This is a genomic window from Rhodococcus olei (assembly GCF_039540555.1).
Taxonomy (GTDB): domain Bacteria; phylum Actinomycetota; class Actinomycetes; order Mycobacteriales; family Mycobacteriaceae; genus Rhodococcus_G; species Rhodococcus_G olei.
The window spans coordinates 62,574-86,991 of the sequence record NZ_BAABFB010000024.1 but is presented as its reverse complement, the minus strand read 5'-3'; the positions used below and the strand labels follow the sequence as shown (position 1 = coordinate 86,991).

At 65.8% G+C, this 24,418-nt stretch carries 19 protein-coding genes; 16 read left to right on the top strand and 3 right to left on the bottom strand.

What is annotated here, in order from left to right; translation table 11 throughout:
* Positions 1 to 419 precede the first annotated feature (419 nt).
* Both ABD951_RS05975 and ABD951_RS05970 read left to right on the top strand, forming a co-directional pair.
* Positions 420 to 779, top strand: coding sequence for a hypothetical protein (locus ABD951_RS05975; protein ID WP_345342848.1), 360 nt, complete (start codon positions 420 to 422; stop codon positions 777 to 779).
* Entirely contained in the window at positions 728 to 1,018 is a 291-nt protein-coding gene (locus ABD951_RS05970) for a hypothetical protein (RefSeq protein WP_345342916.1), read from the top strand. Before ABD951_RS05975 ends, ABD951_RS05970 begins: the two co-directional genes overlap by 52 nt.
* An 863-nt stretch (positions 1,019 to 1,881) precedes the next feature.
* Here ABD951_RS05970 and ABD951_RS05965 read toward each other — a convergent pair.
* Both ABD951_RS05965 and ABD951_RS05960 read right to left on the bottom strand, forming a co-directional pair.
* Positions 1,882 to 2,781 carry an alpha/beta fold hydrolase gene (locus ABD951_RS05965; RefSeq protein WP_345342847.1) on the bottom strand — a complete coding sequence of 300 codons (900 nt, stop codon included), beginning with the start codon at positions 2,779 to 2,781 and terminating at the stop codon, positions 1,882 to 1,884.
* A 172-nt stretch (positions 2,782 to 2,953) separates the two neighbouring features.
* Positions 2,954 to 6,316 carry a protein kinase domain-containing protein gene (locus tag ABD951_RS05960; protein ID WP_345342846.1) on the bottom strand — a complete coding sequence of 1,121 codons (3,363 nt, stop codon included), beginning with the start codon at positions 6,314 to 6,316 and terminating at the stop codon, positions 2,954 to 2,956.
* Between the two features lie 278 nt (positions 6,317 to 6,594).
* Between ABD951_RS05960 and ABD951_RS05955 the strand changes: the two genes are divergently transcribed.
* The 14 genes from ABD951_RS05955 (at position 6,595) to ABD951_RS05890 (ending at position 23,476) form a co-directional block, all read left to right on the top strand.
* Entirely contained in the window at positions 6,595 to 7,899 is a 1,305-nt protein-coding gene (locus tag ABD951_RS05955; protein WP_345342845.1) for an aromatic ring-hydroxylating oxygenase subunit alpha, read from the top strand.
* On the top strand, positions 7,896 to 8,489 hold the full coding sequence (locus ABD951_RS05950; protein WP_345342844.1) for a TetR/AcrR family transcriptional regulator: 594 nt from the start codon (positions 7,896 to 7,898) through the stop codon (positions 8,487 to 8,489). The genes ABD951_RS05955 and ABD951_RS05950 overlap by 4 nt, the downstream gene beginning before the upstream one ends.
* A gap of 14 nt (positions 8,490 to 8,503) precedes the next feature.
* Positions 8,504 to 10,111: an FAD-dependent oxidoreductase gene (locus ABD951_RS05945; RefSeq protein ID WP_345342843.1), complete on the top strand. Its 1,608-nt coding sequence runs from the start codon at positions 8,504 to 8,506 to the stop codon at positions 10,109 to 10,111.
* Positions 10,108 to 12,342 carry a molybdopterin-dependent oxidoreductase gene (locus ABD951_RS05940; protein ID WP_345342842.1) on the top strand — a complete coding sequence of 745 codons (2,235 nt, stop codon included), beginning with the start codon at positions 10,108 to 10,110 and terminating at the stop codon, positions 12,340 to 12,342. The genes ABD951_RS05945 and ABD951_RS05940 overlap by 4 nt, the downstream gene beginning before the upstream one ends.
* A 115-nt stretch (positions 12,343 to 12,457) precedes the next feature.
* Positions 12,458 to 13,678 carry an ABC transporter substrate-binding protein gene (locus ABD951_RS05935; RefSeq protein ID WP_345342841.1) on the top strand — a complete coding sequence of 407 codons (1,221 nt, stop codon included), beginning with the start codon at positions 12,458 to 12,460 and terminating at the stop codon, positions 13,676 to 13,678.
* Positions 13,679 to 13,759: 81 nt separating this feature from the next.
* Complete coding sequence (locus ABD951_RS05930; protein WP_345342840.1) at positions 13,760 to 15,787, top strand: ABC transporter permease; 2,028 nt, start codon at positions 13,760 to 13,762, stop codon at positions 15,785 to 15,787.
* Positions 15,784 to 16,557, top strand: coding sequence for an ABC transporter ATP-binding protein (locus tag ABD951_RS05925; RefSeq protein ID WP_345342839.1), 774 nt, complete (start codon positions 15,784 to 15,786; stop codon positions 16,555 to 16,557). Before ABD951_RS05930 ends, ABD951_RS05925 begins: the two co-directional genes overlap by 4 nt.
* Positions 16,554 to 17,315, top strand: coding sequence for an ABC transporter ATP-binding protein (locus tag ABD951_RS05920; RefSeq protein WP_345342838.1), 762 nt, complete (start codon positions 16,554 to 16,556; stop codon positions 17,313 to 17,315). Before ABD951_RS05925 ends, ABD951_RS05920 begins: the two co-directional genes overlap by 4 nt.
* 11 nt (positions 17,316 to 17,326) lie before the next feature.
* Entirely contained in the window at positions 17,327 to 18,985 is a 1,659-nt protein-coding gene (locus tag ABD951_RS05915) for an AMP-binding protein (protein ID WP_345342837.1), read from the top strand.
* Entirely contained in the window at positions 18,978 to 20,051 is a 1,074-nt protein-coding gene (locus tag ABD951_RS05910) for an LLM class flavin-dependent oxidoreductase (RefSeq protein WP_345342836.1), read from the top strand. Before ABD951_RS05915 ends, ABD951_RS05910 begins: the two co-directional genes overlap by 8 nt.
* A complete protein-coding gene (locus ABD951_RS05905) occupies positions 20,051 to 20,833 on the top strand; it encodes an enoyl-CoA hydratase/isomerase family protein (RefSeq protein ID WP_345342912.1) in 783 nt (260 codons plus the stop codon). Before ABD951_RS05910 ends, ABD951_RS05905 begins: the two co-directional genes overlap by 1 nt.
* A complete protein-coding gene (locus tag ABD951_RS05900; protein WP_345342835.1) occupies positions 20,833 to 21,510 on the top strand; it encodes an O-methyltransferase in 678 nt (225 codons plus the stop codon). The genes ABD951_RS05905 and ABD951_RS05900 overlap by 1 nt, the downstream gene beginning before the upstream one ends.
* A 27-nt stretch (positions 21,511 to 21,537) precedes the next feature.
* The gene (locus tag ABD951_RS05895; protein WP_345342834.1) at positions 21,538 to 22,554 is read left to right on the top strand and encodes a PDR/VanB family oxidoreductase; all 1,017 of its coding nucleotides are present in this window, start codon (positions 21,538 to 21,540) and stop codon (positions 22,552 to 22,554) included.
* A gap of 154 nt (positions 22,555 to 22,708) precedes the next feature.
* Complete coding sequence (locus ABD951_RS05890; RefSeq protein ID WP_345342833.1) at positions 22,709 to 23,476, top strand: TetR/AcrR family transcriptional regulator; 768 nt, start codon at positions 22,709 to 22,711, stop codon at positions 23,474 to 23,476.
* A gap of 132 nt (positions 23,477 to 23,608) precedes the next feature.
* Here ABD951_RS05890 and ABD951_RS05885 read toward each other — a convergent pair whose 3' ends face one another.
* Complete coding sequence (locus tag ABD951_RS05885) at positions 23,609 to 24,373, bottom strand: crotonase/enoyl-CoA hydratase family protein (protein ID WP_345342832.1); 765 nt, start codon at positions 24,371 to 24,373, stop codon at positions 23,609 to 23,611.
* Positions 24,374 to 24,418: the final 45 nt, after the last annotated feature.

Here is a 24,418-nt window from a genome sequence, read left to right as displayed (position 1 = left end):
GCGGTGGACGACACCGCACCCTGACGGCATCATCCCCGCCATCACGGAGTCACGCACACAACGATGTACACCGCTCAGGCTCGGTCGGAGCGCCGGGGAGCGGCGCGGCAGGCGCCCCCGCTCCGACCGTCATGACCACCGCCGTGGACCACTGATGGATTCCCGGGTGCTCACCGCCGGAGTCACGGGTGGAGGCGCCTATTCGTGGGGTCGAGCCGAGTAGGTGTTGCGCCGTAACCGATCTGGGTGGGTGCGCCCGGTCGGTGTCCTTGTGCCGTGTGGCGGGGCGGCGAACAATCGTTCCCGGGGGTGGACGCGGCGCGGGCCGCCGGGGATGCCGTGGTGGTGGACCGTGACGGATCACCCACCCTCGCGGCCGTCGCGGGGAACATCGTGTCCCTGGGGGGAGGAGGCATCCGATGTTCATTCAGGTCATCCGGGGCAAGGTCGTCGACGGGCCGGGGCTGCGTCGCTTCCTGGACCGCTGGACCGAGGAACTGCGGCCGGGAGCCGTCGGCTATCCCGGCTCGATCTCCGGCATCCGCGAGGACGGCACGTTCATCACGCTGGTGCGGTTCGAGTCCGAGGAGGCGGCCCGCCGCAACAGCGAACGCCCCGAGCAGGACAGCTGGTGGTTCGAGACGAAGGACTGCTTCGACGGGCCGGTGTCGTTCATGGACTGCCCGTACGTCACGACGTGGCGCGGCGGCGGCGCCGCCGACGTCGGGTGCAGATCCTGGAGGGCCGCACCGCCGACGCGCGGCGGCTCGGGGAGTTGAAGGCCGAGGCCGGCGACTCGGGTCACCGGGTGCGGCCGGGGATCCTCGGCGGCACCTTCGCGGCAGCCGCCGACGGCCGCTACGTCGAGGCCGTGTACTTCACCGCCGAGGCCGTGGCCCGTGCGCACGACCTCGAGGTTCCCGACGACCTGCGGTCGCTGCTGACCGAGGAGAGCCGGCTGATGGGGCGGGTCGAGTACTTCGACCTGCACGAGCCGATCCTGGGCTCCGCCCGGTGAGCGTCGACCGGTGGGGCGGGTGGAGACGGCACCCTCGCACCTCGGCGCGTCCTGCCAACGACGACCCCCTCGCACCTCGGCGCGTCCTGCCAACGACGACCCCGGTCGACTGTGGCCGCGGTCGCCCCGGAGTCGACGATCCCCAGCATCGACAGCAGCACTCGGCAATCCTCGGCATCGAGGGAGTTCGCGGCGACCACCCGTCGGGCCTTGACGGTCGTCTGCGCATCGAGCTCGGAATCGGTGTCCACACAAGCGTTCCGAGTCACAAGTTCATCGTGGTTGGCGGGGTCGTCGTGCACGAGCGTGAGCACGACGACCAACGCCTTGGTCGTCGCGGCCGTTGCCTCCGCCCTCGGCGAGGACACCGAGCCCGCGCCGCCCACCGCGGGCCCGTCGACGGAGCGACCAGGCGGGAGCGGCAGGTGGCCGACCTCGTCGCCGACGGGCTGACCAACAGTGCGATCGCCGCCCGCCCGGTCGTCTCATCCCGTCGGGGACTCTGTGGTACTGAGCGGCCGCCCGCGGGATCGTGCCAACGGCGGCCTCTCGCGGGCAGCGCGGTGTCGTAGCCGGGCGGGACCACTTCGACACGGCCACCGCGGCCGCCGGCCCACTACCCGTGCTGGCTGAGCTTTCTCGCGGCATCGGACAACTCGCGCACGTGGTGATCGCGCTCGGCCTTGCCGACCTTCGCCCACACAGGCCCGAGCTGCATCTCGCAGATGGCCCGGGGTCGCGGGAGGCAGTCGGTCGGACAGCGACCGGTTTCGGGCGAATCCGACCACCGATGCCACTGACACCGACGCAAATTCCGAGATGAGCCCACGGCCGGTTACGGACGTGCGAGGACCTCGATGGCTTCAGTGACGCGAGGCGACAACGACTTCGTCGAGAAATCCCTTCAATCCGACACTGAAGACATCGTTGTCGTCGCCGGCGACCATGTGGCCGGCCCCGGCGACGTCGATCAGTGTGGCGGCCGGGATCAGCTCGAGCAGTTCCTTGGCGCCTTCCTCGCTGACCACATTGGACTGCTTGCCACGAACGAGCATCGTGGGAACGGTGATCGCGGCCGCGGCATCCCGAGCACGTTCGTAGCGCACGATCGAGTCCGCTTGGCGAGTGGGTTCGTCGCCCTGGCGGAGGAACTCCGGATCCCAATGCCAGTACCAGCGGCCATCACGCAGGCGAAGGTTCTTGCGCAACCCTTGCGGGTTGGGCTTACGGACACGGTTCGGGGTGTACGCCGCGACCGCCGCCGCCGCGTCGTCGAGACTCTCGAAACCACCGAGACCACTGCGCATGAAGGCCATGATCTCCGCGGTGCCGCTAGCTTCGACCTTCGGTGCGATGTCGACCAAGACCAGGCCGCGAGCGAGCTCGGGATTCTCCCCCTGCCCGATCAACGACGTCATGCCACCCATCGAGGCACCGACGAGTACCGGCTTCTCCCCCAGTTCCGCAATGACCGACGCCACGTCGGCGACCAACGCATCGATGCCGTAGTCCCCGTCCGGTGCCCACTGACTGTCCCCGTGTCCACGTGCATCCACAGCGATGGCGGACCAGCCGTCCGCCGCGAGGCTGCGTCCGGTGTTCCGCCAGGAATGCCGGGTCTGCCCGCCGCCGTGCAGCAACAGGACCACGCCCTTTCTGTCGACGCCGGGTCCGCCGGCACCCCGTGACGGTGGATCCCACCGGTCGGCGGCAAGGGTGACACCGTCACCGCGGAATTCGGACTGTGTGACAACGGGATCCATCGAGTTCCTCACCAACAATTATCGAGTCGAGCATTCCCCATCATGTTGCACTACGGGGGTGAACAATGATTCACCCCGTACTCGGTGCCTGGAGTATCGCCGTGGATCCGACGCGTTTCAGCGGTGCACAACCAACCCGAGAACCACAGCTGGGACCGAGACTCGCGAATGGTCAGGTCTGTTCGGCTTGTGCTTGTTCGACGACCCATGCTGCGATCTGGGCTCGTGAGGTGAAGCCGAGCTTGGTGAGGATGTGCTCGACGTGTCCTTCTGTGGTGCGTTGCGAGATCACCAGCTTGGTGGCGATCGCCCTGTTGGTCAGGCCCTGGGCGACCAGGTCGGCGACTTGCCGTTCGCGTTTGGTCAGCGTCGTCGCGGCGCGATCAGGCCCCGACACGGGCGGGGGTTGCTCGTTGAGGGCGTAGGCGACGGCGTCCCCGAAACTCAGGGCTCTGCCGTGCCGATGAGCGGTCTCGAACCCTCGCTCGCCGAGCGCGCGGCGTGTCCAGTGTTCGCACTCTTCATGGTAGGCAAGCAATTTCGGGTAGATTCTCAGCGACGTCCCGACGCCTTGCCGCAGCGCCTCCGCGGCACCGAGCAGCACCGCCGCACGCCGGGCATCGTGCTCGTCGGCGGCGATCCAGGCCATCGCCTCCACACACGAGGCCGCGCCGAACGGATCGTCCAGCCGCCGCATCAGTCGCAATCCCTCCTTGAGTAGTCCGGCACCCCGCTCGCGGTTCTGTTTCCACACCACTCGCCCGAGCGCGATCAGCGAGTACGCCCGGTACAACGACTCGCCCCGCGGGGCGGTCAACGAGAGAACCTCCTCGTGAGCGGCATCGGCATTGATCGTGTCACCTTGCAGTCCGTACGCGAGCACGAGCCCGACCAGCACCGTGATGTGTCGAAGCAGGTCGCCGCCGGCGCGGAAAACTGCCGACGCATCCTCGAAGGACGCGATTGCGCGGGGAAGATCGCCGGCGTACAGCGCCGCAGTCCCGTCCGCGTGCTCGACGAACGCGCGCATCGACCTGTCGCCCAACCGATCGGCGAGCTCCCGGCCCTCCTCCACCCTTTCCTCCGCCGCAAGCAGGTCGCCCTGTAGTCCGGCAAACACGGTGGAGGCGCAGAGAACTCTGAGCCGGTCGGCGTTCGGCTGCCCGCTGTGGCAGGCGAGGGTGCGGTCGAACCAGTGCCGTCCCTCACTCAACAGGCCCCGAGCGACCCAGAATTGGAACAGGGAGGCCGCGATCTGCAGACCCGCATCGGCCTCGCCCGGCTCGGTCAGGCAGAACTCCATCGCCTCACGCAGATTCGGCTGCTCCCGTTCGAGGCGGGCGATCCACTCGACTTGCCGGGCGCTGATCCACTCGGCCTCCGCCCTCACCGCCAGTTGCCGGTACCAGTCCCGGTGCCGGCGACGCAGCGCGTCGTACCGGGAGGTCTGCTGCAGCTTCTCGCGGCCGTACTCGCGCAGGGTCTCGAGGAGCCGGAAGCGCACCACGCGGCCGGGTTCCTCCCGGATCAGGATCGACTTTTCGACCAGCGAGGCCACCGCATCGAGGAGTAGGTCCGGCGTGATGTCCTCGGCGCAGACGCCCTCGGCGGCATCCAATTCGAATCCGCCGGCGAACACCGACAGCCGGGCCCACACCTGCTGCTCTCGTGGGGTGCACAGCTCATGACTCCAGTCGATGCACATCCGCAGGGTCTGCTGCCTGCTCGGTGCGCCCCGGCCACTGCCGGTCAGCAGGGCGTAGCGGTCGGTCAGCCGCTCGAGGATCTGGTCCGGGGACAGGGCCCGCAGCCGCGCCGCGGCCAGCTCGATGGGCAGCGGCATGCCGTCGAGTCGGCGGCAGATCTGCGCGACCGCATCCTTGTTGTCCTCGGTCAGCGTGAAGTCGGGCACGGCGGCGGCGGCCCGCTCGGCGAACAGGGTCACCGCGTCGTACCGTGGCAGCCCCTTCAGCGACGGCGATCGGTCCGGATCCGGGACCGTCAGTGGGGGAACCCGCAACACCGCCTCCCCCTCGATATTGAGGGCCTCACGGCTGGTGGCCAGGATCCGCAGCTCGGGGCAGCTCCGGAGCAGCATCTCGGCCAACCCGGCCACCGCATCGACGAGATGTTCGCAGTTGTCGAGCACCAACAGCAGCCGCCGCGAGGCGAGGAACTCCGCCACGACGTCCAGCGTCGACCGCGCCGACTCACCCCGCAGCCCCAGAGACGCGGCCACTACATCGACCAACAGCGACGCATCCTCGAGCTCGCCCAACTCGACCAGCCACACCCCGTCGTCGAACCCGCGCTCGGAGTCGGCGGCGACCCTCAACGCCAGCCGGGTCTTGCCGACACCGCCCATCCCGGTCAACGTCACCAGACGGGACGTCGAGAGCAGGCGCTTGGCCTCGGTCAGCTCGTGACGGCGACCGATGAAACTGGTCAGTTCCAGGGGCAGCTTCCCCGCGGGGCCCCGCAGGTGAATGACCCCCGAGGTTTCATTTGTGGGCCTACGACCCGACACCAGTTGCTGCCGGTCATCCTCCCCCGATGGGGCGGAGCCGCGCGGGGTGGAGTCGGCGGAGTGGTCCGCCGCGTGCACCGGGTCGCGATGTCGGGCCGGGGCGCCCACCTCTGGGCGTAAGGCCATCTGGTCGACCAGGAACCCGTGACGGCGCTGGATCTTCCGGAGTTCGTCACCCAGGTCCGCGGCGGAGGGGCGGTCCCCAGGGTCGGTAGCCATCGCTCGTTCGACGACCGCGCTCACGTCGTCGGGGACGCCCTTCTCCCGCAAGTCGGGGACCGGTGCCGTGGTGATCCGGAGGAACTGTGCGATCACCTGCTCACCGCTGCGGCGTTCGAACGCCGCGTGACCGGTGACCGCGCAGAACAGCGTCGCGCCGAGACCGTAGACGTCCGAGGCCGTGCTCGGCGGATCTCCTCGCAGGACCTCGGGGGCTGTGAAGGCCGGTGACCCGGCGACCGTGCCGGTCGCGGTCTCGAAACCCCCGGGAATGTGGGCGATCCCGAAATCGGTCAGCGCCGGTTCGCCGTAGTCGGTGAGCAGGATGTTCGCGGGTTTCACGTCACGATGCAGGACACCGAGACCGTGCGCGGTCTCGAGTGCCCCTGCCATCTTCACACCCAGTCGAAGCGCCTCCTCCACCCCGAGCGGGCCCCGGTCACGGATCCGGGTCTCCAGCGAGTTCCGCGGGTGGTACTGCATCACGATGTAGGGGCGACCGCCGGCGATGGCGCCGACCTGCAGGACGTTGACGATGTTCGGGTGCCCCGACAGACGGCCCATTGCCCGCTGTTCGCGCAGGAACCGGGCGGTGTTCTCGTCGTCGAGCGGGGCGGTGTGCACCTTCACCGCGACGGTGCGATCGAGGTCCGCCTGCCTGCAGCGGTAGACGACGCCGAAGCCGCCGCGTCCGATCTCCTCGGCGTCGTGGAATCCGGCCGCGCTCAACTCCGCCGCGACCGGTGTGGGCAGGTCACGCTGCGGTTCGGGGGGATCGCTTTCGGCCATCGGCTACCCGAGATCCACCCACCCGCGACATCGTTGACGACGCAACATCCACTCACCTCTCGATGCTGTGTCCTCAGGATATCGCTGCGAGTCAGGGCGACGGACCGACCGGTGGTTCGACGTTCGGTATCGGTCGGTGAGTACCGCCGCCGCCAGTCGCGCGAGCTTCTCTCGAGCCTCTCGGGTGGGGGCGCGCCCGCGGATCTATCGTGTGGCGCCGATGTCGCTCCGACGGCCGAGTGCCTCACGCCAACAGCAACTTTCGTACGGTCCGCTTGGTGACTTCGCCGGGCTCACGCATAGATCGTCAACCGAAGACTCATCGACATGTTTGTCGAAACTCTTGTGAAACACCAACCCGCCTGATACAAAAAGGAAAATTTGTTCGGGCGTTCGGCCAGGAGGCGGAAGTGGAACTGCAGACGCAACGGCGACTTCGTCAGGAGTTGCTTGACTTCATCGACAATCGGTCGACCGACTACGCATCCGATGTGATGCGTGTCGACCCGGCTGTCTACTACGACCCGGATTACCTCAAGGAGGAGTTCGAGGTCGTCTTCGGCGACAACCCGGTCATCGTTGCTCACCACTCCGAGCTCACGGAGCCGGGAGACTTCCTGACCGTCGATGTCGCAGGAACGCCGCTCATCGTCGTGCGGCAGGACGACGGATCGGTGAAGGCATTTGCCAACGCATGCCGACACCGTGGAGCCAAGGTCGAGCTCGCTGAGTCCGGGCGACGGCGGATGTTCGCGTGCCCGTACCACAAGTGGTGCTACTCCCGGGACGGCGGAATCCGATCCATTCCGTTCGACGACGGTTTCGTCGGGCTCGACCGTAACGAGGTCGGGCTCGTGGAATACCCCGCCGTCGAATACGCCGGATTCATCTGGTCGAAGGCCAAGCCTGGTACCGAGCTCGACATTCCGGCCTACATCGGCAGCGAGCTCGAGAAGGACGTCGTCGCCTCCAAGGTTGCCGACGCGAAGCTCTACCAGAAACGAACCTTCCATCTCGACATGAACTGGAAGGTCGTCATGGACGGCTTCACCGATGCCTACCACCTGCAGTTCGTGCACCCGGAGACTGTCGGGCCGTTCTTCCACACGAACATCTACAAGTGCGACATCTACGACAAGAACTGGCGCATGACGGTCGCGCGTCGTGGTGTCGTCGACTTCCGCGACAGTGACCTCACCGACGGTGAGTTCCCGAAGTATGCCATCGCTGGGCTTCAGTTCTACCCGGGGAACATCATCGCCCGGGCGCCGGCGCACTTCGAGGTCTGGGCGATCCGTCCGAACCCCGAGGACCTGAGCAAATGTGTGGTCACCTTGTGGTTCATGGTCGACGAACTACCGGTCAGCGACAAGGCGAAGCGGTTCCGGGAGAAGAACTGGGAGATCGTTCTCAAGGCCGTCGAGGGTGAGGACTGGGTTGTCGCGAAAACCGTCACGGACGTACTGCCCCACAGCAATGTTCCCGACCTGTTCTTCGGCCGGAACGAGAAGGCAACCCAGCACCTGCACCAGACCATCGCACGCGACATCGAGGCCGCGCGGGCCAAGGAAGCGACCGCGTGAACCAGGTCTCCCGATCGGAGGCTGGCGAGGACCTCAGCGCCATCCTCGACGCTGCAGAGCTCGAGTTCGATCGACGCGGGGCCCGCAAGCCCACAATGAGCGACATCGCCGCCGCGGCCGGCGTGTCCAGGCCTACCTTGTACCGAGCCTTCGGCGACCGGACGGCACTCATCGAGGCCGTAATCGACCGCCGGGCCAGCCGGGTTGCCGCAAGGCTGGAGCGCCTGTTCCGTGAGACGGACTCGTTCCAGGATCGGTTGGTACGGGGCATGCTCCTGATCATCGAAGCAGGACGCGCAGATGAGATGCTCGCCGGCATGTTGCGCTCCGAGCACGGCCGCTACAGCGATCCGGAGCAGATCCCGACGCCCTTCATGGCTAAGGTCTGGACGGGGGTACTCGACAACGCCCGCGCCACAGGGGAACTGCGCCCCGATCTGGACAATCTGCATGCGCTGAAATGGCTGACCCTCGTAGCCATGGCGATGATTCGCTGGCCTGATCCGGACAACCCAGGACGGCAGGCCGACGAGCGCCTCGTGCACACCTTCCTCTTGCCCCCATTCGGGTCGGTGGACGGCCCCTCCTGAACCGGACATCTGCGATGACCCATGTCGTTACCCAGCCGTGTTGCCTGGACGGCGCATGCATCGAGGTCTGCCCGGTGGACTGCATCTGGCCGCACCTCGACACGCCATCGGCAGAATCACACGGGTTGGTCTTCATCGATCCTGCGTCCTGCATCGATTGTGGGGCGTGTGCTTCGGTCTGCCCTGTCGGGGCGATCGTCCCTGCCGGCCTCTTGAGTGAGGCCCAGGAGCCGTTTGCGGCTCTGAACGCCGCATTCTTCGCCGAGCAAAACGCGGTCGAACGTGCTCAGGCGGCCCCCGCTGGGGCTGTCGCAAAACCGCAATCAGGAGGCTCTGCTGGATTGCACGTGATCGTCGTGGGTGCTGGGCCAGCAGGATGCTTCGCAGTGCGGGCGCTGCTGGAGCGATTCGGGCCGGATGTCTGCGTGACAGTACTGGAGAAGTCGACGACGCCGGGCGGCCTCGCCCGCTTCGGCATTGCGCCCGACCACCAAAGCACCCGGCGCATCGCTCGCACTCTCGAGGCCATCCTGCTCGACCATCGTGTTGCAGTCGCCTTCAACGTTGACGTCGGCACCGATGTGAGAGCCGGTGAACTCAATGAGTATGCGGACGCCGTCATTTGGGCGACGGGTGCCACCCATCCGCGCCCGCTCGGTGTGCCCGGGGCGGGGCTCGACGGAGTCGAATACGCCATCGAGCTCGTGCGGTGGTACACCGGGCATCCGAACGGCACGAGACCTCACGTCCTGGACGCAACACGGGTCGCCGTGATCGGAAACGGGAACGTCGGCCTTGACATCGCCCGGATTCTCCTGGCGGACCCGACCACCCTGGCCTCGACCGAGATGCCGACGACGGTGCAGGCCGCGCTCTCATCGAGCTCGGTCGATGAAGTGGTTGTCCTGGGCAGGAAGGAGCCAGATCGCGCCGCCCATTCAGCCTCGGAGGTGCTTGCGCTCGCGGCCGCTGAGGACATAGGCATCGCCGTCGAGACATGCGCCGGCGCTGCGCCCAGCGGACGGTTCCTCGGCCGTGCGGTCGAAGCAGCAGCCCGGCCTGGGCCAGCCAACGGCAAACGGCTCGTATTGCGTTACGGCTTCGAGCCCGTGGAGGTACGCGGGCACGATTCGGTGACCTCGCTGGTGGTGCGTGGCACGTGCGAGGGCGAGCTCGTCGAAATCGAGTGCGAGTCAGTGGTTGCAGCCATTGGCACTGACGGCGGCGGTCAGATCCCTGCCGGCTGGGGCAGCGTAGACGGACACGTTCTCCACTCTGAGGGGCGCGTGCTGGACGACGCCGGGAATGCGATTCCCGCCACCTACGTGACCGGCTGGATGAAGCGAGGCGCATCAGGCGGCGTCGGAACCAACAAGCGATGCGCCCAACAGACCGTCTCGACGTTGGCCCGTGACCTGGCCGCGGCTGGTCCCTCGCGGGACTCGAAGTCCCCGTCCGCAATCTTGGAGGAGCTCGAGCGTCGTGGTGTTTCGTACTTCGGGTCCGAAGGTTGGAGGGCTGTGGATCGCGCCGAGCGCGCCGAAGGGCGAGCATCCGGGGCCTTCCGACGTCCCGCGGCCCGCGAGGCACTCGCCATCGGTCTGGGAGCGGAGGGAAGATGAACCCGCCCGAAGTGGCCGATGTCGGCGTCCGAATCTGCCCGTTCTGCGAGTCGACCTGCGGCCTCAGAATCACGTTCCAAAGCGACCTGGTCGAACGGGTCGAAGGCAACGCTGACGACTTGTTCAGTCGCGGGTACCTCTGTCCCAAGGGTGCCAACCTGGCTCGTGCGAGCAACGATCCGGACCGACTGCGGGTACCCATGGTGCGTGACCGCGGGGAGTTCAGAGAGGCGACATGGTCGGAGGCGTTTGCTCGCATTCGCGCAGGCATCGCGCGCGTACGTCGCGAGCATGGGAACGATGCGATCGGGATGTACGTCGGGAACCCGAACTCTCACAACCTCGCAGCACCGCTGTACCTGCGCTACGTCATCAAGGCGGCCGGCTCGAAGAACCTCTTCAGTCCAGCGACGGCGGATCAGGTGCCGACGCAGGTCGCGTGCGCGCGCGTCTACGGGTCACCGAGAACAGTGCCAGTCCCCGACATCGACCGCGCCGAGTGCCTTGTCGTCTTTGGGGCGAATCCCCTTGCATCCAACGGAAGCCTGTGCACGGCACCGAACTTCCCCGAACGGCTACGGAAGCTGCGCGAACGCGGCGGCAAGTTGATCGTCGTCGACCCCCGCACCACCGGCACCGCCGAACTCGCGGATCGGCATCTCGCCATACGCCCCGCAACCGACGTCTGGCTGCTGCTCGCCGTGGTGAAGTGTTTGCTGGAGGCGGACGAGCCGGCGCCCGCGCACCTACGCGAGCGCATTCAGAGCCTTGACGCCCTGCGGGACCTGGCAGCCAAGGTCGAATACGCCGACTCCGCCGCGCGCTGCGGCGTGGAGGTCTTCGAACTGCTTGAGGTGTGCCAGACCATCGCGAAGGCGAGAGTGGTCGCCGCCTACGGCCGGATCGGCACCTGCACGGTCGAGCACGGAACCCTGACGAACTGGCTCATTCAATGTGTCAACGTCTTGACCGGGAGCCTCGACACCCCGGGTGGGGCGATGTTCCCGATCAGTCCGGTCCGCCCTCGACGTGCTGCTCCGGTCAAGTTCCGCACCGGACGCTGGACCAGTCGGGTGCGCGGGCTGTCCGAGATCTTCGGCGAGTTCCCTGTCTCGACACTCGCCGACGAGGTGCTGACCCCGGGGCTAGGGCAGATCCGTGCGCTGGTCACGGTCGCGGGCAACCCTGTGCTGTCGACACCACAAGGTGACCGCCTTGCCGACGGTCTCGCTGACCTCGACTTCATGGTCAGCGTCGACCCGTACCTGAACGAGACCACCGAACATGCGCAGGTCGTCTTGCCTCCACCGCCACTGCTGAGCACGGGCCACTTCGATTGGGCACTCGCCGGGTACAGTGTGCGGCCTGTCGTGCGTTACAGCCGGGCACTGCGTCCGGTTCCCCACGGGATGCTCAGCGACGAGGAGACCCTGTATCGACTCGCAATGGCACTCCGCGACGAGGCCGGCGAGGAAGACGGCGGCGCCGACTTCCGAGAGCAGCTGCTCCTGCAGGAACTCGGCGAAGCGGTGAGAGACCCCAAGTCAGCAGTCCACGGGCGCGACCTGGACGAGCTGCGCGCACAGGTGAACGGACTTAGTGATTCGGAGCGTCGACTCGATGTGGCTGTGCGACTTGGCCCGTTCGGAGACGGGTTCGGGATGCGCGAGGATGGCATTACACTGCAACACCTACTCGATCACCCGGAGGGCATCGACTTCGGACCGATGGTCGAACGTCTCGACGAAGTGCTTGCGCATCCAGACGGGACGATCGACCTCTTTCCGTCGGCCTTCGTCGACGAGGTCGAGCAGCTTCTGAGCGAAGGTCCGGTCGAGGAACTGGTGCTGGTCGGCCGTCGGCAGTTGCGCTCGAATAACAGTTGGCTTCACAACGTCCCCCAGCTCGTGGTCGGACGTTACGAGTGCACGCTCCAGATGAGTGAGCGCGACGCCGACGAGCGCGGACTTGCCCATGGCGAGGAAGTCCGCGTCAGCTCTCGCGTCGGCTCGGTGGTCGTGGTGCTGGAGGTGACGCGCAGTATCCGCCAGGGCGTCGTCTCGTTGCCGCATGGCTGGGGCCATCTGGGCCGCCGCACGCGTGCGCGCACGGCCTCCAAGGCGCCCGGCGCGAACGTCAACCAGCTCGTCGACCCTGGCCCGCTGGACCGGCAGTCCGGGGCTGCCGTCATGAATGGCATCCCGGTCTGGGTGACCCGCTTGAATCACTGAAAACAAGACGGATGTGACTGTTGCCACACGCGGAGTGTCGCATGTATGGTTTCGACATTCATATCGATATCGATACACATGTCGAACTGCGCCCTGACCATGAAGGAGCAATCTGATGAGCGCAATCCGAAAGATGCGCCAGCCCATCGCCCTCGGCGTCCTCACCACGTCATTGGTCGCGCTCTCTGCGGCGGCTTGCGGATCCAACGGAGGTGCCAGCACTGACGGCGTGACGTCCAGCACCGTCAAGGTGGCTGTCGTCACCCCGACCTCAGGCCCCCTTGCGCCGGCATTTGCCGGCTTCGCCGAGGCCGCGCAGGCGCGCGTCAACCTTGCGAACGAGGGAGGCGGTGTCAACGGCCGCAAGATCGAGGTCGAGGTACTCGACGACGCCGCGGACGGAACGAAGCAGGTCACTGCCGGAAAGACTGCGATCGAGTCCGACCACGCCTTCGCGGTCCTCATGGCGTCGCAGGTCGACACGATGCTGCCCTACATGAAACAGAAGGGCATCCCGATCGTCGGCTACCCCAGTCAGCCGGCCTACACCACCGACCGCAATGTGTTCGGAGTGTACGGCGTCCCACCGATCCACTACGCCTCCACCGCCTTCGCACTCGGTCTGCAGAATCGCGGCGTCACCAAGCTCGCGGTCTTCTCGCACAACACCCCGGGTGGCGTCGCGCTTGCCAAGTCGGTGGCGGCCGCGGCGGACAAGGCCGGCGTCAAAGTCGTGTTGCAGCAGAATGACGTCCCGGAGAGCTCGTTCGACGCAACCTCGGTTGCGGTTCGGATGAAGGAGGTCGGGGCGGACGGGGCATTCCTGGGCACCTCGAGCGGTGCCGCGATCTCCATTCTGGAGGCGGCGAAGCGGCAAGGGGTTGGTCTCAAGACTTCCTTTGCCTCGAGTGTCCGAAGCCTGCTGTCGAAGGAACCCGACGTCCTGGAGGGCACACTCAGCCGTCCACAGGGAACGGTGTCTCTCGGATCCGATGTGCCGGCTGCGCACGGATATGTAGCAGCGATGGCGAAGTACGCACCGGGCACCGACCCGCAGAAGAGCGTGGTCACCCAGGTGGGATGGCTGGCGGCCGACCTTTTCATCAAAGGTCTGGAGAAGGCCGGCGCCGATCCGACCAGGGCCGGCTTCATCGACCATCTCCGCAAGGTCACCGACTACGACGCCGGCGGTCTGCTCGTGGAGCCGATCACCTTCGCCGAAGGCGTTGAGCCGAACGGGAACCCGCTCAAGTGCATCTGGTTCGAACAGGTCAAGTCAGGTGCGTACGTTGCAGATCCGGAACCGACCTGTGGAGAACTGTTCGAGATCTCATAGTGACCGGGGTCTCGGCGTCAGATTCCACGCCGAGACCCCGGCCTCGGGCCTCATCATCCGCACTCATCAAATGGGGAACCCATGATCGGATACGTAGTCGCCGGCCTGGTAACCGGCGGCATCTACGCCATCTCTGCGATCGCGATGGTCACGACTTACAACGCGTCCAGGGTGTTCAACTTCGGCCAGGCTGGCATCGCCTTCTTCATTGCCTACATCTACTACTGGCTGACGACGACCGTAGGGGTCGCCCCCGTTCCGGCAGCCGTGCTCTGCGTGGTGGTCGTGGGACCAGTACTCGGCGTGACCCTGTGGGCCTTGCTCCTCGATCGACTTGGGCGCGCCTCCCAGCGGGTCCGAGTCGCGGGAACAATCGGGCTGCAGTTGGCGCTGACGGCGCTCACGATTCTCATCTTCGGCCGACAGGAAGTCCTTTCTGTGCCGAATCTCCTCGGCGAGCCAACCACGGTCACGACTGTGGCTGGTGTCCGAATCTCCAACGATCAGCTGCTCGTCATGGGCTCCGCTGTCGTCGTCGCCGTAGCCGCCTCGTTCGTGCTCCAGCGTACGAACATCGGTCTGGTGACGCGTGGAGCCGTGGACTCTCGCCTGATGACGTCGCTCACGGGCACCAACCCTGGCCTAGTGACGGCGGCGACTTGGGCTGTCGGCTCGAGCATCGCCGGCCTGGCGGGCATCCTGCTGGCATCGCAGGTCTCGTTGGACTCGGTGAGCATCAGCGCCATGGTCGTTACCTCGTATGCAGCTGTCGTCGTCGGAAAGCTCACCAATCTGTGGCGGGCGTTCTTCGGCGCTCTTGTGATCGGCGTCCTGCAGTCTGTGCTGCTGCCGGTGGTGCCCTCCGACGGGCTTCTGTCGACGGCACTGCGTCCGAGCGTCCCGTTCGTAATGCTCGCGTGCGCGCTGATCGTCTACAGCTGGCGCGGGGAGATGCGCTCCGACGGCCGGCACGCGGAATCTGCTTCGGCGCAGAGCGCGATCGAGCAGAAGGAGGCACACCTTGCCACTCTGATGCGCGGCGCCGCCGGCCGATGGGACCGCCGCGTGGGATGGGCTGTACTGGTCGTGATCATCGTGGGCTACCCGATGCTAGCCACTCCTACATGGATTGGGTTCGTGGCTCTGGGGCTGACGTACTCTTTGGCCTTTCTGTCCTACCGTCTGGTCACCGGTGAGTTGGGGGTGATCTCGCTCGGACAGATTGCCTTCGCAGGTATCGGTGCCATCGCCACTGGTCAATTCATGCTGAATGGATGGTCGTTCTGGCCGTCGGCGGGCATGGGGATGATCATCGCTGCTGCGGCAGGGACCGTCCTGGGGGTGGTCTGCTTGAAGCTCTCGGATCTGTACGCGGCGATCGCCACTTTCGCCTTTGTTATGTTGGTCGCCGAAGTCGTGTACACCATGCCACGGTTCAACAACTTCGACTCGGGGGTCTTCGTCGACCGCCCCGTCCTTTTCGGGTACTACTTCGGAAGCGACGAGTCGTTCTACGTCCTGATGGTCGGCCTTCTCGCGGTGGTGATGTGGTGCCTCGCGCGTCTCCGCCGCTCCACGGCAGGTCTGGCTTTCTCGACCATGCTGGCGAGCCGTGTCCGCGCGGAGACCTTGGGGATCAGTACCTTTGGAGCGCGAGTCGCAGCGTACGCCGCTGGTGCGGCACTGGCGTCCCTCGGTGGGGCGATGATCGCCTCGTACCAGATGGTCGCGCTGCCGAAAGCATTTCTACCGGTCGTTGGACTCACGTGGTTCGCCGCAGCCATTGCACAGGGGGCACGCAGTATGGGCGGTCTAGTGTTTGCCGGGATCCTGCTGGCTGTGATGCCTCAGGTCTTCGAGCTGTTCCTCCCCCGGTCGCTCGCGGAGATGCCGCCCCTTCTCTTTGGCTTGTTGGCGATCCTGCTGGTTTCCCGACCGGCCGGAATCAACGTTCACCTGCGCGGCTCGATGCGTGAGATTGCCGTCAAGATCGAGCGATCTCGCGCTCGTGGGGATTCATCCGGAACCGACCATTACGACACAGCTCCGGCTGCGCGCGAGAACCGGTATCCGGTCGACGTCGAGGACAAGCAAGGAGACCTGGTATGACCGACCGCCCATTCCTTGAATGCCGTGACATCACCGTCCAGTTCGGGGGGGTCCGCGCCCTGGATGCGGTAACCATCACCGCTCAGGCAGGATCGATCACAGGCCTGATCGGGCCGAACGGCGCCGGCAAGAGCACAATGCTCGCCGTCGCGAGTGGCGTGCTGAGTCCGAAGTCTGGATCCTTGCTGTTGGACGGAGAGGATGTCACACATCTGCGCAGCCACCAGCTCGGCCGGCTGGGCGTCGCTCGTACGTTCCAGGCTCCCCAGCTCGTCGGAGAGATGACGGTGCTTGAGCACATCGTTCTCGCCCAACGGATTGGCTCGGGCGGTCCGCATCTACTCCGGGACTACCTGACCCCAGGGCGAAGCTGGATCCGTGCTGACGAACTCGAACGTGCCTCCCGCCTGCTGAGCGGACTCGACATCGGAGAGATCGCGGCGGCGACTCCCGGAGCCCTGCCGATGGGCACCCGCCGACTCGTGGAGGTCGCCCAAGCTCTGGCCACCCGGCCCAAGGTCCTGCTCCTTGACGAGCCGGCTGCCGGGCTGAACGAGGCAGAGTCTGCGGGGCTCGCGGACCTGGTGCAGCGGGTCTGCGAGAGATTCGGAGTCGCAGTCCTGCTCGTTGAGCACGACCTCGAACTCGTCTTGGGGATCAGCTCGAACATCTTCGTCATCGATTTCGGCCGGCTCATCGACCAAGGGCCTCCTGAACACATCCGCCAGAGTCGCCAGGTCAAGGAAGCTTACTTGGGGGTTGGAGTATGAGCGCCGCGCTTCAGATCGAAGAACTGTCCGTTCGGTACGGAGATTCTGTCGCGGTCGACCAGGTCTCGCTGACCATGCAACCCGGGGAGTGTCTCGCAATCTTGGGTGCGAACGGAGCGGGAAAGTCGAGCCTCGCCGCAGCAATCGCACGAGTCGTGACATCGACGACGGGCAGCATAATCATTGACGGCCAGGAAGTCAGCGCATGGTCGGCTCACCGTTTGGTCCGATCAGGTGTCGCCTACCTACCTGAGCAGCGTGCAATCTTCCCAGGACTGCTTGTCGAGGAGAACCTTCGTCTGGCCGTTCGGCGGATGACCCGGGATCATCGCCGGTCTGCCATTGAGGACGCCTTCGACTTGTTCCCCGTGCTGCGCGACCGACGTGAACAGACAGCGGCCACGCTCTCCGGCGGAGAGCAGCAGATGCTCGCTCTGGCGAGTGCGCTCGTCACCCATCCCAAACTCCTCGTCTGTGACGAACTCTCGCTCGGTCTCGCCCCGGTGATCGTAGACATCGTGTACGGCGCGCTCAATCGAGCGCGCGAGGCCGGGCTGACGATCGTCCTGATCGAGCAGTACGTCGACAAGGCGCTGGGAATTGCCGACAACGCGCTGATCATGAGGCGCGGCAGACAGGTGTGGGCCGGAGCTGCTGATGCCGCTCGCGACACGGTCGCACAACAGTACTTGGGAAGCACGCCGGAAACGGACTCCTCTTCCGGAACTCACCCGCAGAAAGAGGTCGAATCGCATTGAGTACAACCATAATGTCGCTGGAAGAGTACGCCCCTCGCCCAGACTTCGTACTTCCGCAGATGCTGCGCCAGCGTGCAGAAGACACTCCGGACTTCCCGCTCGTCCATGAGATCGGCGGAGCTACCACCACGGCGAGCGAGGTCCACGAAACCTCGGTCCGACTCGCCAACGCACTGGAGAAGTTCGGAGTCGCCGCCGGTGACCGAGTAGCGGTGATGCTTCCACCATCGCTCAAGGCGCTGTTGACGTGGATGGGATCTGCGTGGCTGTCGGCGTGGGAGGTTCCCGTCAATCATGAGTTCAAGGGCCGCTCCCTCACCCATGCTCTGAACGACTGCCAGGCCACGATCCTGATCGTCTCCGCCGACCTCGTCCACGAGGTGTGCGTCGTCGCATCCGAACTCTCCGACCTTCGGACCGTTGTCGTCGTCGGTGGCACCGAGGTGTCGATGCCGGGCGCCATCACGGTCCTCGGCTGGGATGAGTTCATGGCGAGCGGCGGACTCAAAGAGCACGTCGGTCCACGCGAATCCGACCCCTACGCCATCGTCTACACCTCTGGAACGACCGGGCCTTCCAAGGGCGTTCTCCGGCCGTGGGGCGGCTTCAGCGAATCGCACAAGGTTGTGTTCCCAAATGACCGGACCGCTGACCACGAGAACCCGGCTGTATACGCACCCTGGCCAACTTTCCACTCCAGTGGGAAGACGAGCGCCCTCGTCGCGATCCAGCGCGGCATGCGTCTGGTTCTCCGAAACCAGTTCAGCCTGTCCAAGTTCTGGCGCGAGGTCGAAGAGCATCATTGCACCCACGCGCTCATGGTCTCGGTTGGCCCGAAGCTCTGGGCCAACCGCTCCGATGAGGATCGGAACACCCCTTTGGCTCGGGTGTTTGCCAATCCACTGTTCCCCGAGGCCGCCGAGTTCGAGGAGTTTTTCGGGTTGCGCATCTCCTCTGCCTGGGGAATGACCGAGATCGGCCTCGCGCTCGCCATCAACCGACCCGGTCCGAAGATGTCCTGTGGCCGGCCTGTGGAGAGTTTCCAGCTGAGGATCGTTGACGAGAACGACTACGAGGTCACTCCGGGGCATGTCGGCGAATTGATCGTCCGCCACGAGCGACCATGGCAGCTCGCAACCGGGTACTTTGGACGGCCGGAGGCGACCGCCAACGCTTGGCGCAACGGTTGGTTCCACACAGGCGACGCGCTCCGGATGGACGCCGACGGCGACTATCACTTCGTTGATCGGGTCAAGGACTACGTTCGGTTCCGCGGCCACAACATCTCGGCGCGCGAGGTCGAGGTCGAGGTCAACGGCCATCCGTCTGTCGCCCAAAGTGCCTGTGTCGGTGTCCGTGCTGGCGTAATCGATCCGGTCACCCAGCAGATCACACTCGGCGACGAGGAAGTGCGGGTCTTCGTGGTGCCGGCAGCCGGTGCCACGGTCGACCCGGCGAGCCTTTGGCAGTACCTGTCCGACCGCATGCCGCGGATGATGGTGCCGCGCTACATCGACGTGGTGCAGGACCTACCGATGACGCCGACGCACAAGATCCGCAAAGTCGAACTGCGCGATCGTGCAGTCGCGCCGGACACATGGGACCGTCACGCCGACCAGCTGCGCCCGGCGGCCGCCGGGCAGGAGGCAAAGGAGAACGCCCGTGCCTGAGCTCTGGACTATCGAAATGCACGTCGACGTGGAGAACATCGCTGCACGTGCCCAGCAGGTCGAGCGCGACGGCTGGGCCGGCATGCAACTCACCGACACCCAGAATCGCTCGCCGGAGGCATACGTTGCACTCACGGCGGCGGCCCTCGCCACCGACAGGATCAAGCTCGGTTTCGGTGTCACCAACCCCGTCACCCGCCACCCGGCGCTGGCGGCATCGGCAGCAGCAGCGCTACAACGCCTGTCCGACGGGCGCATGACGGTAACCATCGGGAGGGGCGACTCAGCTGCGGCCCATATCGGCGGCGCGCCGGTCCGCCTTGGGGTGTTCCGCGCGTACCTGTCTGCGCTGACCCGATACGTCCGCGGGGAGAAGGTTCCGTTCGAAGATCTAGAGGGCCTGGCGATGAGCGGCATGCCTTCGATCAGCACGCTGAGCCTGGACGGCGAACCGCTCGGAAGCTCGCTGGAGTGGCTCCGCGACTCTGACACTCCCGTCCCCGTGGAGGTCGCTTGCAGCGGCCCAAAGGTCATCGGTATCGCGACCGAACTGGCCGACGCGCCGGCACTCGCCGTCGGTGCCGTGCCAGAGCGGGTCGCCTGGGCGATCGACACCGTCCGCAAGGCTCGGGCAGACCAGGGCAAAGACGTCGACGCGCCGATCGCCGCCTACGTCAACGCGGTGGCCCACGACGACCCTGCGGTCGCCCGACGTCTCATCCGCGGTGTGCTCGCCTCCACCTCCCGGTTCTCGGTCATGCACGGCTCGATCCAGGGGCCGACAGACTCCAAGACGGCCGAGGTGCTCAAGGCCGTCCATTCGGCGTACGACATGAAGGGCCACGGCACTTCAGGTTCCGCCCAGGCCAACGAGCTCGACGACGACTTCGTCACCAGCTACGGCATCTGCGGCACTCCTGATCATGTACGGAGCCGGCTGCAGGAGCTGGCAGACCTGGGTATCTCGAAGTTCATCTTCTTCCCCCGGGGCCGCGCGATCGACCCGGCAGAGGCAGATCGAGCGCGTGACGTCATGGCGCGCGAAGTCCTACCGGCGTTCCTGTGATGTCAACAGAGCCAGCTGTAACCGCCCAGGTCGACCCCGACGGGGTCGGTCTCGTCCGGCTGAACCGGCCGCAGGTCCACAACGCCATCGACCACGCGATGCAGAATGAGCTCGCGGAGATTCTTCGCGACCTCGATCGCCGTGATGACTGCGGTTGCGTGATCATCACCGGCGCCGGAACACGCGCTTTCTGCGCCGGCTTCGACATCGACGAGATGACCGCGCTTGACCAAGACCAGGCGCGTGTGCTGAGCAGGTCGCGAGACGACTGGAACGCTGAGCTTCTCCAGCTCGGGGTGCCGATGATCGCGGCCATCAACGGGCTGGCCTACGGCGCCGGCTCGCTGCTCGCGCTGGCATGCGACGTCCGGCTGGGCACTCCTGCCACAGTCTTCGGGTTCACCGCCGGGGCATACGGCGGCGTCATGTACACCTCGACGTTGCCGCTGATCGTTGGGCACGGGAAGGCAAGCGAGTACCTGCTGATGTCGACCCAGGTGAGTTCCGAGGAAGCTCTCTCGTCCGGGCTCCTCAACCGCGTCGTACCTGCTGAGCAGTTGCTGGACGAGAGTCGACGAATCGCGATCCGGATTGCGTCCAACCCGAGTCAAAGTATGCGCGCTACCAAACGACTCTTGCGTACCTCTGTCGGTCGCCAATTCGACGAGCGGTTTGCTCTCGAGATTCAGGCGAAACGGGAGCTCATCGACGACGTCCCGACCCAGCGCGTGTTCTCCGGATTCACTGAACGGCGCAAGTCGACGCAGGAAGGACCGGAGTGATGAGCGACCACCTGATCAACCACATTCTGGCCGGTACAGCCCATGTGCTCAGGGATCCGCGGGTGGAGCTCGTGCTCGACCGGCTCTACTACGAGGCGCAGATCAAGGCCGAGGAGGCCAAGGAACTCCTTCGTGCTGCGCCGGAGGGCCGCGCCGATGTCGACGAGGACGCCGTGCTGACCGACTTCGGATTCCACCTTCGCCCGCAGCAGGGCGAGCTCCTCTACCTCATGGCCCGCAACGCACGAGCCGAACGGGTCGTCGAGTTCAGTACATCAGGCGGTGCCGCGGCCATCTACCTCGCCGCCGCGATGCGCGACAACGGCGGAGGCATGGTCATCGGGTCCGACCCGCGACCGGACCGCATCGAGATGGCAGCGGCGAACCTGACCAAAGCAGGCTTGGCAGACTACGTCGACCTTCGGGTTGGCGAACCTGCCGACGTCCTGGCAGCGCAAGAAGGGCCCGTGGATCTTGTGTTCTGCGACGGCTGGCCGAAGGTATCGGCGCCATCACGGGCGCTGCGCACTCTGATGGCCCTCGAGCCGCATCTGCGGCCCGGTGCGCTCGTCATCAACGACAACGCCGAACCCGACTTCGTCGACTACGTGCGATCTCCACAAGGCGGGTATCGCTGCTCGGCCTCGATTCTCGGACTGATCGCCGCGCGAGACTAAGCCGGACGAACCAAAGGTTGGTAGACCGTGTCTGACACGAAAATCGACATCGATCTCGACGTCGCTCAGGCCGACGCAGCCCTGCCAGCAGTCTGGAAGGGCCGCCGGGTACGCGTGACCAGGCTTCTGGACATCGCTGCCGGAGTGCGTGAAGTCCAACTCGAACCAGCCGACGGAGCCCCGTTCCCACCGTGGGAACCGGGCAGCCACGTCGACATCGACGCTGGAGGCATGTGCCGTCAGTACTCCCTGGTCTCCTCACACGAGGACCGATCACAGCTCCGCATCGCTGTGAGACTGGCCGAAAACTCACGAGGCGGGTCGCGATGGGTACACGAGAACCTGGCAGTCGGGGATGAGCTGGTCCTCGAGGCAGTGCGGAACAACTTCGCCTTCCGAGACGCGCCCGGCTACGTCTTCCTTGCCGGCGGTATCGGCGTTACCCCGCTCATCTCGATGATGCGCACCGCGGACGAACAGCGCCGCGACTGGAAGCTATTTTACGGAGGTAGGACGCAAGACTCACTGCCATACGTGAGCGAACTGACGTCGTGGCGCGGTGGACACGTCACCACCGTCACCGAAGAGGCTGACGGATTCCTGAACCTTGCCGCGATCGTCGAACAGACGCCCGCTGACCACCTCATCTACGCGTGCGGTCCGCCGGCAATGTTGGTCGACCTACGAAAGGTGTGCGCCGACACCGACACCGACGACCGCCTGCATGTGGAGAGTTTCAGCCCGCTCCTCGAAGAAGTATCCAGCGCGGACGACGAGCCGTTCGAAGTCATCTGCGCTCGACGAAATGGCCTGACCATCCGCGTCGACCCCGACGTAACCATCCTCGAAGCACTTGAGCAAGCCGGACTGCGACCCGAGTATGGCTGCAGGGAAGGCACGTGCGGCACCTGTGAGGTCGCCGTGCTCGACGGGGCGCCAGACCACCGAGACTCGGTCCTTACTGACACAGAACGCGCCGCTGGCGACTGCCTGATGATCTGCGTCTCTCGTAGTACGACCCCACAGCTCTTGATCGACCTGTGACTACCACGTGACGCTCCTATCATTGGCTGGCCCAGCGCGCAGGGACTTTGTGAGTCGACACGTACTACCCGTCCACGCCGCCCGCGACGGGAACATAGTCGCAGCGGACCGCCAATGAGGGAAGGTCATCATTCGTGTACGTTAGGGTTGAGCAGTGAAAGCAGAGGCTGACCAGCACACACGCATCACACGCGGCGGCCATGTCGCTACCGGCACCTCCGCCGAACGCCGCGAGAAGACCGCACGCAACGGCACCAAGAAGTCCGCATCCACCCGCCAGGCCCTGATCACGGCGGCGCGTGAGGTCTTCGTCGAGATGGGGTACCTCGATGCGCGGGTCAGCGACATCGTCGCGAAAGCCAACGTCGCCCACGGCAGCTTCTACACGTACTTCCGATCGAAGCGGGAAGTGTTCCAGGCCGTCGTCGACCAAGTGGGAACGCTGATCGCCGACGCCGTCACGCACCGCTCCGAAGACACACCGGGCGACAGCCTCGCCAACCTCGAGCGGGCAAACCGCCGATATCTGCGCGTGCACCACGAGAACGCCCGCATCCTCACCCTCGTCGAACAGGTCGCCACCGCGGACCCGGAGGTGCAGGCCACCCGGATTGCCGCCCGGGCCGAGCACGTCGCACGAGTCGAGCGCACCATCGCCGGCCTGCAGGATCGCGGTATCGCCGACCCGGACCTGGACCTGCACGTGACCGCAGGCGCCCTGGTCTCGATGCTCTCGAGCTACTCGCACTGGTCCACTCTCGACCCCGACTACGACGAAGACCGTGTGGTCTCCGCCCTCACCCAGATCTGGATCCGCGCCATCCGGCTCGACCCCAGCTCGCCGACGAGGATCACCACGCTTTCCAAGGCGACGCGATCCACGAAGGCCGTGAGATCCACCAAGACGGTCCGCGACGAATGACCGTGCCGTTGATCCGCCCTGCGGGTGCGACCGGCTCCCCGACACGCCCGGCGAGTCCGGGGGTGTGACAGCACGATGTCGGCTGGTCCACCCGGAATCGGGCGGACCAGCCGAACGGTTGGCGAGCCGGGCTCAGCGGCGTGTCCAGACGGGTGCCCGGCGCTCGGTGAAAGCCTTGGCACCCTCACGCGCGTCCGCCGACCGGAACACCGGGTCGGCGATCTCACGCTGCGTTCGCACTCCCTCGGCTGCGCTCCAGTCCTGCGACTCTCGGACGATCCGCTTGATCGCCTCGAGTGCCAACGGACCGTTGCCCGCGATCGTCCTCGCTAGCTCGAGTGCCGCGTCCAACGCCGCCCCCTCGGGCACGACGCGGTTGACGAATCCGTACTGGAGCGCACGATCCGCTGTGAGCCAGTCACCGGTGAACAGCAGTTCCATCGCGACGTGGTACGGCAACTGACGGTGCAACTTCAGTGCACCGCCGCCGGTGGGTACGAGACCACGTTTCACCTCGGGAAGGCCGAACTTGGCCGTCTCCGCGGCCACCACCAGATCGGACGCGATCGCGATCTCGCAGCCACCGGCGAGGGCATACCCTTCGACCGCGGCGATCAACGGTTTGCGCGGGGGCTGCTCGACCAGCCCGGCGAATCCACGCCCCTCGATCGACGGGCGGTCCCCATCCAGGAATCCACGCAGATCCATTCCGGCGCAGAAGGTTCCGCCTGCTCCGGTGATCACGCCGACCGACAGGTCGTCGCGTTCGTCGAGCGCGTCTACCGCCTCCGCGATCGCCCGCGCGGTCGCGCCATTCACGGCGTTGCGCGCCTGCGGCCGGTTGATCGTCATCACGCAGATGTTCTCCACGTACGTGACGATGAGTTCGTCTGACATTGCTCTCTCCTTGTCTTCGAGGACGGACCACCGTGGTGTGGCCCG

Bases quoted from the DNA above. Each gene is read 5' to 3' on its own strand.
- ABD951_RS05975 (WP_345342848.1), top strand. From the start codon at position 420: ATGTTCATTCAGGTCATCCGGGGCAAGGTCGTCGACGGGCCGGGGCTG.
- ABD951_RS05965 (WP_345342847.1), bottom strand. From the start codon at position 2,781: ATGGATCCCGTTGTCACACAGTCCGAATTCCGCGGTGACGGTGTCACC.
- ABD951_RS05960 (WP_345342846.1), bottom strand. From the start codon at position 6,316: ATGGCCGAAAGCGATCCCCCCGAACCGCAGCGTGACCTGCCCACACCG.
- ABD951_RS05945 (WP_345342843.1), top strand. From the start codon at position 8,504: ATGACCCATGTCGTTACCCAGCCGTGTTGCCTGGACGGCGCATGCATC.
- ABD951_RS05940 (WP_345342842.1), top strand. From the start codon at position 10,108: ATGAACCCGCCCGAAGTGGCCGATGTCGGCGTCCGAATCTGCCCGTTC.
- ABD951_RS05935 (WP_345342841.1), top strand. From the start codon at position 12,458: ATGAGCGCAATCCGAAAGATGCGCCAGCCCATCGCCCTCGGCGTCCTC.
- ABD951_RS05930 (WP_345342840.1), top strand. From the start codon at position 13,760: ATGATCGGATACGTAGTCGCCGGCCTGGTAACCGGCGGCATCTACGCC.
- ABD951_RS05925 (WP_345342839.1), top strand. From the start codon at position 15,784: ATGACCGACCGCCCATTCCTTGAATGCCGTGACATCACCGTCCAGTTC.
- ABD951_RS05920 (WP_345342838.1), top strand. From the start codon at position 16,554: ATGAGCGCCGCGCTTCAGATCGAAGAACTGTCCGTTCGGTACGGAGAT.
- ABD951_RS05915 (WP_345342837.1), top strand. From the start codon at position 17,327: ATGTCGCTGGAAGAGTACGCCCCTCGCCCAGACTTCGTACTTCCGCAG.
- ABD951_RS05905 (WP_345342912.1), top strand. From the start codon at position 20,051: ATGTCAACAGAGCCAGCTGTAACCGCCCAGGTCGACCCCGACGGGGTC.
- ABD951_RS05900 (WP_345342835.1), top strand. From the start codon at position 20,833: ATGAGCGACCACCTGATCAACCACATTCTGGCCGGTACAGCCCATGTG.
- ABD951_RS05885 (WP_345342832.1), bottom strand. From the start codon at position 24,373: ATGTCAGACGAACTCATCGTCACGTACGTGGAGAACATCTGCGTGATG.